General features: G+C 36.5%; 11 protein-coding genes. 3 read left to right on the forward strand and 8 right to left on the reverse strand.

Annotated elements, in window-relative coordinates:
- Positions 1-63: 63 nt before the first annotated feature.
- The 3 genes from tsf to Q0Y84_RS06100 form a co-directional block, all read right to left on the reverse strand.
- Positions 64-1089, reverse strand: coding sequence for a translation elongation factor Ts (gene tsf / locus Q0Y84_RS06090; protein ID WP_297951651.1), 1026 nt, complete (start codon positions 1087-1089; stop codon positions 64-66).
- 34 nt (positions 1090-1123) lie between these two features.
- Positions 1124-1897, reverse strand: coding sequence for a 30S ribosomal protein S2 (gene rpsB, locus Q0Y84_RS06095; protein ID WP_005719291.1), 774 nt, complete (start codon positions 1895-1897; stop codon positions 1124-1126).
- 162 nt (positions 1898-2059) lie between these two features.
- Positions 2060-3091 (reverse strand): GIY-YIG nuclease family protein, encoded by a 1032-nt coding sequence (locus Q0Y84_RS06100; protein ID WP_297951652.1) that lies wholly within the window; start codon positions 3089-3091, stop codon positions 2060-2062.
- A gap of 63 nt (positions 3092-3154) precedes the next feature.
- Between Q0Y84_RS06100 and Q0Y84_RS06105 the strand changes: the two genes are divergently transcribed.
- Complete coding sequence (locus tag Q0Y84_RS06105) at positions 3155-3769, forward strand: 1-acyl-sn-glycerol-3-phosphate acyltransferase (RefSeq protein ID WP_297951653.1); 615 nt, start codon at positions 3155-3157, stop codon at positions 3767-3769.
- Between the two features lie 103 nt (positions 3770-3872).
- Complete coding sequence (locus Q0Y84_RS06110; RefSeq protein WP_297951654.1) at positions 3873-5051, forward strand: cyclopropane-fatty-acyl-phospholipid synthase family protein; 1179 nt, start codon at positions 3873-3875, stop codon at positions 5049-5051.
- A gap of 39 nt (positions 5052-5090) precedes the next feature.
- On the opposite strand, the gene Q0Y84_RS06115 is transcribed toward Q0Y84_RS06110, so the two are convergent.
- The 5 genes from Q0Y84_RS06115 to Q0Y84_RS06135 all read right to left on the reverse strand — a co-directional run bounded on the left by Q0Y84_RS06115 (position 5091) and on the right by Q0Y84_RS06135 (position 11316).
- Positions 5091-7034, reverse strand: coding sequence for a M13 family metallopeptidase (locus Q0Y84_RS06115; protein ID WP_297951656.1), 1944 nt, complete (start codon positions 7032-7034; stop codon positions 5091-5093).
- A gap of 89 nt (positions 7035-7123) precedes the next feature.
- On the reverse strand, positions 7124-8923 hold the full coding sequence (locus Q0Y84_RS06120; RefSeq protein ID WP_297951657.1) for an ABC transporter ATP-binding protein: 1800 nt from the start codon (positions 8921-8923) through the stop codon (positions 7124-7126).
- The gene (locus Q0Y84_RS06125; protein ID WP_297951658.1) at positions 8916-10682 is read right to left on the reverse strand and encodes an ABC transporter transmembrane domain-containing protein; all 1767 of its coding nucleotides are present in this window, start codon (positions 10680-10682) and stop codon (positions 8916-8918) included. The genes Q0Y84_RS06120 and Q0Y84_RS06125 overlap by 8 nt, the downstream gene beginning before the upstream one ends.
- A gap of 79 nt (positions 10683-10761) precedes the next feature.
- Positions 10762-10980 carry a YneF family protein gene (locus Q0Y84_RS06130; RefSeq protein WP_191451078.1) on the reverse strand — a complete coding sequence of 73 codons (219 nt, stop codon included), beginning with the start codon at positions 10978-10980 and terminating at the stop codon, positions 10762-10764.
- Positions 10981-11049: 69 nt separating this feature from the next.
- Complete coding sequence (locus tag Q0Y84_RS06135) at positions 11050-11316, reverse strand: DUF896 domain-containing protein (protein ID WP_013086506.1); 267 nt, start codon at positions 11314-11316, stop codon at positions 11050-11052.
- A 158-nt stretch (positions 11317-11474) separates the two neighbouring features.
- Between Q0Y84_RS06135 and lexA the strand changes: the two genes are divergently transcribed.
- The gene (gene lexA, locus Q0Y84_RS06140; RefSeq protein ID WP_297951660.1) at positions 11475-12101 is read left to right on the forward strand and encodes a transcriptional repressor LexA; all 627 of its coding nucleotides are present in this window, start codon (positions 11475-11477) and stop codon (positions 12099-12101) included.
- Positions 12102-12186: the final 85 nt, after the last annotated feature.

Here is a 12186-nt window from a genome sequence, read left to right on the forward strand (position 1 = left end):
TTTTACAAAAAAGGAGAAGTACCTAACGTACTCCTCCTTTCTATCATAGTATAGTAATACTAACTATTTCATTTGTTCACGAACTTCAGCAGCAAAGTCTTCTTGCTTCTTTTCGATACCTTCACCAACTTCATAACGTTGGAAAGCAACTAACTTAGCGCCCTTTTCTTTCAAGAATTCGCCAACAGTCTTGCTGTCGTCCATAATATAGTCTTGTGATAAAACTGCAAATTGCTTATCAACTTGAGTATTATCATCGATAAAGCGTTGCATCTTACCTGGAATAATTCTGTCCCAGATCTTTTCTGGCTTACCTTCTTCTTTAAGTTCAGACTTGATATCTTCCTTAGCCTTAGCTAAAACGTCATCAGTTAATTGCTTTTCTGAACCATAAACAAGGTGTGGTAATGGCTTCTTGTGTACCAATTCACGACTTTCATTGTCTTGATCAATCTTGTGGTTCATAACAGCTAATTGATCAGTAATAAATTGATCGTCCAATTCTTCTGGTGAAATAACCTTAGGACTCATAGCAGCAATGTGCATTGCTAAGTGCTTAGCAGTAGCAGCATCTGCACCCTCCAAAACAGTAATAACACCAATTTGACCACCATTGTGTTGGTAAGCACCAAATTCTTGGTCATCGTTCTTCTTTTCTAAAGCAAAACGACGTAAAACAATCTTTTCACCGATAGTAGCAGTAGCATTAACAAATGCTTGGTCTAAAGTTGAACCATCGTCCATCTTTAATTCCTTAGCTGCTTCCATATCAGCAGGTTGACCTTCAGCAATAGTCTTAGTTGCTTCCTTTACTAAGTTAACAAACTTGTCATTTGAAGAAACAAAGTCAGTTTCTGAGTTAACTTCAGTAATAGCTGCAACATTACCATTAACGTAAACACCGGTCAAACCTTCAGCTGCAACACGGTCAGCCTTTTTAGCGGCCTTAGCCATACCTTTATCACGAAGGTATTGAATAGCCTTGTCCATGTCACCGTCAACTTCTACCAATGCCTTCTTAGCGTCCATAACGCCGGCACCAGTACGTTCACGTAATTCTTTAACCAATTTTGCAGTAATTTGTGCCATTAATAGGTCCCTCCTACGGAACTAACAATAAAAACTAGTCTTCTGGGTTTTCTTCAGCGCTAACGATTTCTTCTGAACCGTCTGCATTTTCCTTGAAGTCAACTTCAACTGATTCATCGTCTTGACCTTGTTGGCCTTCAACAACGGCATCAGCCATAGCACCTGCGATCAAACGAATAGCACGAATAGCGTCATCGTTTGATGGGATAACTACATCGATTGGATCTGGATCAGTGTTGGTATCAACCATAGCTACAACTGGGATACCTAAAATGTTAGCTTCGTGAACCGCAATTTTTTCTTTCTTAGGGTCTACTACGAATAAGACATCTGGAATTCTTGGCATATCTTCGATACCGCCAAAGAATTTTTCAAGCTTATCCATCTCCTTAGTTAAGAGAGCAACTTCCTTCTTTGGAAGAACATCAAAAGTACCATCTTCTGACATTTGCTTCAATTGCTTTAATCTCTTAATACGGCTTTGCATAGTTGACCAGTTAGTCAAAGTACCACCCAACCAACGTTGGTTTACGTAGTATTGACCTGCACGAGTTGCTTCTTCAGCAATTGAGTCTTGAGCTTGCTTCTTAGTACCTACAAATAAGAAAACGCCACCGTCTTGAGCAACAGCCTTCATAAAGTTGTAAGCATCATCTAACATCTTGATAGTCTTTTGCAAGTCAATGATGTAGATACCATTTCTTTGAGTGAAAATGTAAGGAGCCATCTTTGGGTTCCATCTTCTAGTTTGGTGACCAAAGTGGACACCTGCTTCAAGCAATTGCTTCATTGTAACAACGTCTGCCATATTAAATTCCTCCTATGGTTTTATATCCTCTCAAGCGTTCATTTCATCATCTAACCACTACCCAGGGCACCACAATGATGATCGCTCTTGATGTGTTTTAAAATTTATATGCTGACACAGCATACTCGAATATTTTACAAGAAAAAATTCAGACTTGCAAGGCTAAAACTTAATATTATGCTCGTGCAAAAATTTTTCTTTCCAAGCTCGTGAATGATGCTTAAACCAGTATTCTCGTTTCAAAGCTAAGCGTTTATCGTCAAACTGTTCATGATAAATCATTCGTACAGGCCGCCGCGTTTTGGTATACTTAGCACCCTTCCCAGAATTATGCATTTTTAAGCGATGCTCTAAGTCATTGGTAAAGCCACCATAAAAACTGCCATCATTGCACAATAATACATAAAAATAGTATTTGCCTTGTGCTTCATGCTTAGCCTTATCTTCTTCAGTTTCTCGAGAGATTCGCTGAACTAATGGCGTAAAATCACCGTTTGCTTCATGAACTTCAACTGCATCTTTTAAAACAGTTCCGTCAGTCCCTGTATGTTTAACAGCTTCAACGATCACTAAATTGGCATCTTCACCGCGATGTGGCACAAAAGGCTGCACCATTTTAATACTCAAATCATGCTTTATACAGTAGTAAGTAATCTCACCTAGTCGCTCTGGTCGATGTACCATGAACATCTTGCCCTTCATCTTAAGCAAGCCACTAGCCACTTCAATTATTTGCTCTAAATTAATCAAAAGTTCATGGCGAGCGATGGCTTTTTTGCGATCTGGATTAACTTCATGACCTTCTGGAGCTTTAAAATACGGTGGATTTACCGTCACCACATCATAACTATCCTTACGCAAAAAATGCGGAGCATTTAGCACATTATCTTGATAAACTGAAATTCGATTTTCCATTTCATTGAGCTCTACCGAACGCACAGCTTGAGAATAAACTTCATCTTGAATTTCAACTGCATCATAATGAGCTCGGTTAAAATAAGCCATATAAATTGTGGCAGCACAATTGCCAGCACATAAATCTGCCACTTTATCCTTATCACGAATCAGATCTTTAGCCCAATATGCCAAAAATAAAGTATCCATTGAAAAACTAAAAGCCGTTTTATCCTGAATAATCCGTAGATTATCGCTATACATGTAGTCAATTCGCTCATTATCTTTCAGTTCTACCATAAAAATATTTGCCTTTCTCGTCATTCTATTTTTATAATAACTTACATTAAAATGGAGGACAAAATGTTTTACAAAATTATTCGCCCGATTGTCCGTTTCATCGTTTGGGTGTTAAACGGCCATTTACATATTCACCATAAAGATTGTTTGCCAAAAGGCAACTATATTCTAGTAGCACCACACCGAACCTGGTGGGAACCACTTTTATTTGCCTTAGGTGCAAGCCCGATGGAATTCATGTTTATGGCTAAAATTGAACTATTTAAAAATCCAATTTTGCGCTTTATTCTTAATCATGCTCATGCTTTTCCAGTTGATCGAAAAAATCCTGGACCATCGGCTTTAAAAATTCCAGTTAAAGGTCTTAGAAAAGGAAAACTCTCATTGATCATTTTTCCTTCAGGAACCCGTCATTCAGCTGAATTAAAAGGTGGCGTACTTTTAATTTCTAAAATGTCCAAAAAGCCAATGGTACCCGTCGTTTATCAAGGTCCATTAACTTTTAAAGGACTGCTTAAGCGCAAACCCCTAGAAGTTAACTTTGGTGATCCAATTACAATTGATCGTAAAACTAAATTAACTCATGAAAATGAACAAATTTTATTCAAGCAACTTGAAGATGCCTGGAATAGCTTGGATAAAGAATTAGACCCTAATTTCCATTATGTTGCCAAATAAAACAGCTATTAGCTGTTTTTTATTTTGCTCTCATCCCATTGGCAAATAAAAAGAAAGAAGTGTTAAAATACTTTTAGGTTTTAAATATTGGAGGAAAAAGCAATTGTTAGAAAAAACTTTTTATAAAATGATGCTTAGCAAGTCCTTCCCCTTTCCTGTTAAAGTAACCTACTGGGACGGTAAGAGTGAAGTTTACGGCAACGGTGAGCCAGAAATTGAAATTGTTTTTAACGAAAAAATTCCAATGGGTGACATTACTCGTAATGCATCCCTTGCCTTAGGCGAAGGCTACATGGATAAGAAAATTGAAATTCACGGTGATATTCAAAAACTAATCCTTGGTGCTTACCAGAGTGCTGATAGTTTTATGCGTGCTTCTAAATTCCGTAAATTTCTGCCTAAGCAAAAGCATACAGAAAAGCAAAGTGAAGAAGATGTTCAAAGCCACTACGATATCGGTAATGATTTTTACAAATTATGGCTTGACCCTACTTTGACTTATTCATGTGCTTACTTTGCAGATGGCAATGAAAATGATTTGGAACAAGCACAAATTGCTAAGGTGCACCATATCTTAAACAAGCTTCATCCACAAAAGGGTAAGACGCTGCTTGACATTGGCTGTGGCTGGGGCACATTAATGCTTACCGCTGCTAAGGAATATGGCCTCAAAGTTACTGGCGTTACACTTAGTGAAGAACAATATAAACTAGTTCAAAAGCGTATTTACGATGAAGGCTTAGAAGATGTAGCAGAAGTTAGACTTGAAGACTACCGTGAACTCGGTGATCAACATTGGGATTACATCACTTCTGTCGGTATGTTCGAACACGTAGGTTCAGAAAATCTTCCAAAATATTTCCAAGATATTTCCAAGTATTTAAATAAAGATGGTTCTGCCTTAATTCACGGCATTACTCGTCAACAAGGTGGAGCTACTAATGCCTGGATTAATAAATACATTTTTCCAGGTGGTTATATTCCTGGTCTGCAAGAAATTGTTGGCGATATCGTTAATAGTGGTTTGCAAATTACTGATATGGAAACCCTTCGTCGTCATTACCAACGAACTCTTGAAATTTGGGACAAGAACTTTAATGCAGCTCGTGATCAAATCCAAGATAAAATGGGTGAACGCTTCACTCGGATGTGGGACATGTATCTCAACGCTTGTGCAGCTTCATTTGAATCAGGCAATATTGATGTAATTCAATATCTTTTAGTTAAAGGTCCTTCAGGTACCAATTTACCAATGACTAGAAAATATATGTTAGATAAATAAGAACCAAAATAAGCGTTGATTTTGATCAACGCTTATTTTTTACCAAATTTTAATTCTATCTTGCGGATCAAGCCACATACCATCAGTAAGCTTAACATCAAAAGCTTCATAAAAGTCATTTTGACATTGTACTGGAATATTTACTCTAGTTGGCTGCGGCGCATGGACATCGGTTTGAACTTCTGTTTTGATTGCTTCAGGACGTTGTTTTTGCATCCAACTACGAGCATAGTTTTCAAAAAGATCCTTTAAATCGGCACCATCATCTTTTCCAGTTTGGACAGCACAGGCAAGTCCAGCTAAATCAGCTATATTTTCACCAACAACTTGCTTACCATTCACTTTAGCTGGACCATATTGTAAACCATCAAAAATATCAACCATTTGGCCAACTCGCTTATTAAATTCAGCGAAGTCTGCATCAGTCCACCAATTATTCATATTTCCTCGTTCATCAAACTTAGCACCACTATTATCAAAAGCATGTGATACTTCGTGACCAATAGTTGCACCAATACCGCCATAGTTAGCACCGCGCGATTGATTAATATCATAAAACGGTGCCTGCAAGATTCCTGCTGGGAAAGTTAAATCATTTCTTTGTGGATCATAGCAGGCATTATTTAAATTACCTGGCATTAACCATACCGAACGATCAACCGGCTTAGTTAATTTAGCCAGCATATATTTAGTACGCACTGTCGACATTGCTGCTTCATTTTCATAGAGGCTCTTTTCAGGATCAACTTGCAGTAAATCAAAGATTTCTTCGATCTTATCTGGATAACCAATCTTTAAGACCAAGGCTTTTAGCTTAACTACTGCCTTCTTTTTCGTTTCAGCAGAAAGCCAGGTATTTGATTTGATTCTTTCCTCATAAACCTTGAGCATCTTATGAATCATGTCTTCAACATCTTTTTTGGCTTTAGCTCCAAAATACTTTTGCCCATAAAAAATGCCGACTACTTCATCAAAAGCATTATTTGCTAAACGATAAGCTTGTTTAATTTGAGTTGGCAATTGTGGCGTACCAGTAATTGCCTGATTAAATGGAAATGCTGCTTCTCGAAAAGCTTGAGACAAAAATCTAGCTACATTGTTAATGTATTTAACCAACATCCAGCCTTTAATTTCGGCAAAATTAGCTTCGTTTAATAAACTCTCAGCATGATCAAGAAAACGTGGTTCCATTACAATGATCCGCTCTGGTTTAACTGGCAAAACAGCAGCCATAAAGTCAGCCATCTTAAATGACTTAAACTTTGCAATAAATTCAGCATAGTTTACTGGATTATAGATTGCTGCGTAATCTGACCATTCTTCGGTTGATTTAACAATCTTAGCCAATTTTTGATCAAAAGCTAAAGCATCGGCAACATAAGTACGTGCTTCACTCTTACCAACCCCGGCCATCATTAACAAATTAATGCTTTGATCTTGTAAAATATCCAAGAGTTTTTTGGCATCAGCTGTTTTATAGGTCGTAGTATCTGGTAAAAATGTACTTGGTCCACCAAAATGAAGCACATTTACATCAGTATTCTTCATGTCAGCATCAACATCAAAGACAAATGGCAAAGTATATGGACCCATAAATAAATCAGCAGCCTTTTGTTCAAAATCACTAAAGCTACTCAAGGCTAATAACTTTTGTAAATCTTTTTGAATTGGATTAGCTTTTTCAGCATCCCTTTTGTCAAAATCTTTGGCAATTTTATATAAAGCAATTGCTTTCCCAAAATCCTTGATATCAGGCATTTTTTCTTTACCTGCTGCAACATCAGCAAAATCTTTCATTACCCGATCTTCAATTCGTTGATCTAGTTCAGAGTTAATCCCAGTAGACGTCTTATCTGCAGGGATTTTAGCTTTAGACAACCATTCTGAATTGACAGCTAAATACAAATTATCTTGTGGTTTGACATTAAGATCCGGTTGTGCAACATCGCCAGCTCCACCACGAACGGCAAAATATCTTCTCATTTTTTCTCCTTACAAATATTCATAATTATTTAATACTTTTTCATTATTATAGCAAAAAGGACGTCGTTACTAAACAAACGTCCTCAAAATTAATTATCCTTATTTTCATTATTTTGCAAAGTATACAAGTTATAGTAATAGCCTTTTTGCGCTAATAATTCTTCATGAGTACCGCGCTCAATAATTCGTCCTTTATCCAAAACAATGATTTGATCAGCATCGGCAATAGTTGAAAGCCGGTGGGCAATTGCTAGAGTGGTCCGTCCTTTACGTAAACGTTTTAGACCTTGCTGAATTAAAGTTTCAGTTTCGGTATCAACATTAGCAGTTGCTTCATCTAATACTAAAACTTTAGGGTCTGTGACTAAAGTTCTGGCAAAAGAAATTAGTTGCCGTTGCCCTTGACTAAATTCCTCTCCACCTTCAATTACCTTTGCATGGTATTTACCTGGCATTTTTTCAATAAATTGATCAGCTTGAACTGCTTTAGCCGCAGCCTTAATTTGAGCATCAGTAATCTGCTTATTATATAAACGAATATTAGAAGCGATATCACCATAAAACATAAATGGCTCTTGCAAAACTAATCCAAGTTTTTTGCGTAACTCCTCTTTAGGATATTTACGAATATCAACATCATCGATTAAAACTTCACCTTGACCAAATTCATAAAAGCGCATCATCACATTAATAATTGAGCTTTTTCCTGAACCAGTATGTCCAACAATTCCTAATGTTTCACCTGGGTTAACCACAAAAGAAATATCATGCAAAATTTCATGTTTGCCATCATATGAAAAACTCACATGCTTAAATTCAATCTTCCCTTTGCTAATTGTTAAGCCGGCTTGTGCATCTTGTTTAGGTTCATATTGCGTATCATCCAAAATATAAAAAATTCTTTTACCAGCAACAATCCCATCTTGGAAGAAAGTCATTTGGTCCATCATAGTTGAAATCGGGTTAAACAGCTGTGAAATATATTGTGAAAAAGCATATACCACACCGGCTGGTACAAAAGTCTCACGTAATGGAAAACCAAAATACATCAATGAAACAGCCAAGGCTAATGAATAAAGCAATGAGGTTAAAGGCGACAATAATAGTGAATTAACCCGAATCATATTAAAACGAGTATTCATTAATCCACCATTTTCACCTTCAAAATTGTGGGTCATCCGTTTTTCTTGATTAAACTCTTGGATAACAGAGACTCCTTCAATTGATTCGTTCAAATTAGCGTTAATTCGACTAAGCCGTTCACGATAATTACGATAAAGTCGCGAACTTCTTTGAGAGTAAAGCCAAATAACAAATAACAGAATTGGCATAAAAAGCAAAATTAACCAGCCAGCAACTACATTAGTAGTAAACATCGCTACTAATGCTGTTACTACAGAGAAAACACCAATTACAAAAGTTGATAGAACAGTCAAAAAATTGCTCAAAGTCATTGTATCATTAGTAACTCTTGAAACAATTGAACCAGCTGGAGTTTGGTCAAAATAACGCATCCCTAATTTATGTAACTTACGGTAAAGCGCTCTTCTGACACTTTCTAATGTTTTCTCTGAACCTAAGGCAAAGAAATATTGATAAGTAAACTGGATAATTACCTTTAAAATAGAGCCTAAAGCATACAATAATCCTGCAAAAAGAATCACTTGCACCGTTGTATTTTGGTGTAACAAGAAATGATCTAAGAAATATTGCAAACCCCTTGGTAAAAGAATATTAATTATGCTGACAACAAAAGCTCCAACTAAAGCAATGATCATTTCAAATTTAAATTGCTTCACAAAGCCCATTAGTCGTTTAAAAATGTCAACTTGTTCTTTAAACGGAATTGTCTTCGACCAGACGGATTCATGTTGTTCTTCGTTATTCATCTACATCTTCAGCCACCTTTGCTTGTAACTCTTGTCTACGCCACATTTCTGCATACCAACCATCTTCGTCTAAAAGTTGTTGGTGATTGCCTCGTTCAACGATTCGCCCATCTTTTAAAACTAAAATCAGATCCGCATCCATGACAGAAGTTAAGCGGTGAGCTGCAATCATCGTAGTCTTATCTGCTCGCTCTTTTCTTAATGATGATAAAATTTCAGTTTCAGTCTTCGCATCAACTGCTGATAAGGCATCATCCAAAATCAAGATCTGACTATCTTTTAACAACGCACGGGCAATCGACATTCTCTGTCTTTGACCACCTGAAAGCGATAACCCATTTTCACCAACTAATGTTTCATAGCCTTTAGGCATTTGTAAAACATCATCGTGTAAATCACTTTTTTGAGCTGCTGTTGTAATATCTTCTTTTTTCGCTTCTTCAGAAGAGAAAGCAATATTTCGACCAATACTAGTTGAAAACAAAAAGTTATTTTGTGGTACATAAGAAATTTGGCTAAGTAATACTTTCAGTGGAATTGTTCTAATATCCTTACCATTTAAAGTAATTTGCCCATCATATTGATCAAACTCTCGCAAAAGCAATTGAATAATTGTCGTCTTACCGGCACCGACTCGACCAACTAAGCCTAAAGTTTGGCCTGGCTTTAGAGTAAAGTTAACCTGCTGTAAAACTGGAATCTCTGGTTCATCAGGATAGGCAAATGATTTAATATTATATTTTAAATCACCTTGCAAATCTTTAACTGTAATACTCTGATCTGCATGAGCATCAGTAATTAATGGTTTTTCATTAAGCAATTTTTCTACTCGATCATAGCTAGCACTACCACGCTCTAGGATATTAAATAAATACCCTATTGCAAACATTGGCCAAACCATATTAGAAATATAAGCAATAAACGAAACTAATTGACCAATCGATAAAATTCGATTAATTACCAATAAGCCGCCATAAATAATGGTAATTACATATGTAGCACCAATGACTATGGTACCTAAAGGATCAAACAATGAATCCCAAACAAAAACTTTTTTATTAACATTGATTGTTTCATCAACCATTCGATCAAAGGCTGCAGTATCTTCTTTGCCCTGACCAAAAGTTTTAAGCACCTTAATACCCGAAACGGATTCTTGTGTCTTATTATTCAACTTTGAAAACGCAGCTTGTGATTTATCAAAAGCATCATGTAGATGATCGCCTAGCTTCCAAGCTCCCAAAGCCAAAAATGGCAACGGTAATAAAGCGACAATTGTTAAACGCCAATCAACAAAAATAATCATTGCGATCATTGTTGACAGCCCCATAACTAAAGAATCAACTAAAGTTAAAACACCGTCTCCAGCTACATTCTGAATAGCGGAAACATCATTAGTGGCATGTGCCATTAAATCACCCGTTCGATGGCGCTGATAAAAAGTTCGGTCCATAATCATAAAATGATCGAATAACTTTGACCGCATCTGCCGTTCCAATTCTGCCGCTCCACCCCAGATTTGCTTACGCCAGAAATAGCGCAAAATATAAAGAGTGAGCGCTGCGGCTAAAACGGCAATGATCAGCATTCCGTATTGGCCCCAGGAAATATGTCCTTGATCAAGTTGATCAGCCATCAAGCCTAATACGCGCGGTGGTACTAAATTGGCTAAGGACGTCAGCGCTAAGAAAGTAATCCCAATAATGTAGCGCTTTCTTTCAGCCTTAAAAAACCAACCTAGTTTGCTAAATATTCCCATATTTCACCTCATTTTAAAAATTGCACAAAAAAGAGACGAAAAAAATCCTTCGCCTCTTTCCAAAAATAATCTAAATTAATTACTTTTGTTGGTGTTTCATCATGTTCATTACTTGATGTACCTTCTTATTTGAAGGCTTTTGTCCCATTTGAGACATCATAGCAACGATCATATCTTCACTAATAGGAGGATTTTCCTTAAAGTACTTCTTCATGTATGCTCTTGCACCATAGAAACCTGCTACAGCACCAACCAAGAGCGCAACAATGATCAAAAAAATTGCTAAACCTAAATTCATCTTATTAAATCCTCCATCTAACTAATATTTACATTTTATCATAATCCTCTAACTTATTAAAAGAGCTAGTTAATCTTTTCTAAGTCCTTTTTTTCTTTGAGCACGTTTAGCTCGTTCTGAAGTAACTTCTTTACCATTCTTATCCAAGATAACCATGTTTTCAACATCTTGTTTAAAAGCTGCTCTAAAGTTAGCTAAAAACTTCTTATGCAGTTCTTTTCTTTCTGCTTCTTCTTCAGGAGTTAATCCTTCTTTTTCTTTCTTATGGTAAAGTTCATTAATTCGATCTGTTACCTTTTTTTCTTCTTCTTTACTCATTGCATCTTTATTATCCATAATAGTTCCACCTCACATTAACAATCATTAGTCTACCTTATTTTTTATCATAAAAAAAGCAAAAATTCTTAAGAACGCCTGTTTGAGATCGATGGCATTTTTTGGTAAACTTAGTATATAATATAAGATACCATTTTACATAAACGGAGAATTAAAAAATGCCAAGAAAAACAAGTGATAAAAAACAATTAGAAATTTTGCAATATATTTACGATACAGTTGAGAAACGTAGTATCCCACCTACAGTTAGAGAAATTTGTTCTGCAGTCGGTCTTTCTTCCACTTCAACAGTTCATGGTCATTTAGCACGACTTGAAAGAAAGGGCTGGCTAGTCAAAGACGCTACTAAACCTCGTGCCCTTGAAATTACCCGTGAAGGTAAGAAAGAATTGGGAATTAAGCCGAAGGAAATTCCAGTAGTAGGTGTAGTTACTGCCGGTCAACCAATTTTAGCCGTTGAAGATGTTGAAGATTACTTCCCACTACCACCAGATTTAAAGAGCGATGCTGGTGACCTATTTATGCTTAGAGTTCACGGTGAAAGTATGATTAATGCTGGCATTTTAGACGGCGACGAGGTAATTGTACGTAAGCAATCATCTGCTAATAATGGTGAGATTGTCGTAGCCATGACCGAAGAAAATGAAGCAACAGTCAAGCGTTTTTATAAAGAAAAAGATCATTACCGTTTACAACCAGAAAATGATACCATGGCTCCAATCATCTTGCCTAAAGTTACAATTCTAGGTAAAGTGGTCAGCTTATATCGTAACAATATTGATTAATTTCAATGAGTGTCTGGGAAAAAACTAGCTCCTAGACCATAATAATAGGACGATCAAAATTCTTAAGTGAGTTTTGATCGTCCTT

Origin of the sequence: uncultured Lactobacillus sp., from assembly GCF_947367125.1 — a bacterium.
Lineage (GTDB): Bacteria > Bacillota > Bacilli > Lactobacillales > Lactobacillaceae > Lactobacillus.

Coding starts and splice junctions, on each gene's coding strand:
- tsf (WP_297951651.1), bottom strand. CDS start 1,089: ATGGCACAAATTACTGCAAAATTGGTTAAAGAATTACGTGAACGTACT.
- rpsB (WP_005719291.1), bottom strand. CDS start 1,897: ATGGCAGACGTTGTTACAATGAAGCAATTGCTTGAAGCAGGTGTCCAC.
- Q0Y84_RS06100 (WP_297951652.1), bottom strand. CDS start 3,091: ATGGTAGAACTGAAAGATAATGAGCGAATTGACTACATGTATAGCGAT.
- Q0Y84_RS06105 (WP_297951653.1), top strand. CDS start 3,155: ATGTTTTACAAAATTATTCGCCCGATTGTCCGTTTCATCGTTTGGGTG.
- Q0Y84_RS06115 (WP_297951656.1), bottom strand. CDS start 7,034: ATGAGAAGATATTTTGCCGTTCGTGGTGGAGCTGGCGATGTTGCACAA.
- Q0Y84_RS06120 (WP_297951657.1), bottom strand. CDS start 8,923: ATGAATAACGAAGAACAACATGAATCCGTCTGGTCGAAGACAATTCCG.
- Q0Y84_RS06125 (WP_297951658.1), bottom strand. CDS start 10,682: ATGGGAATATTTAGCAAACTAGGTTGGTTTTTTAAGGCTGAAAGAAAG.
- Q0Y84_RS06130 (WP_191451078.1), bottom strand. CDS start 10,980: ATGAATTTAGGTTTAGCAATTTTTTTGATCATTGTTGCGCTCTTGGTT.
- Q0Y84_RS06135 (WP_013086506.1), bottom strand. CDS start 11,316: ATGGATAATAAAGATGCAATGAGTAAAGAAGAAGAAAAAAAGGTAACA.
- lexA (WP_297951660.1), top strand. CDS start 11,475: ATGCCAAGAAAAACAAGTGATAAAAAACAATTAGAAATTTTGCAATAT.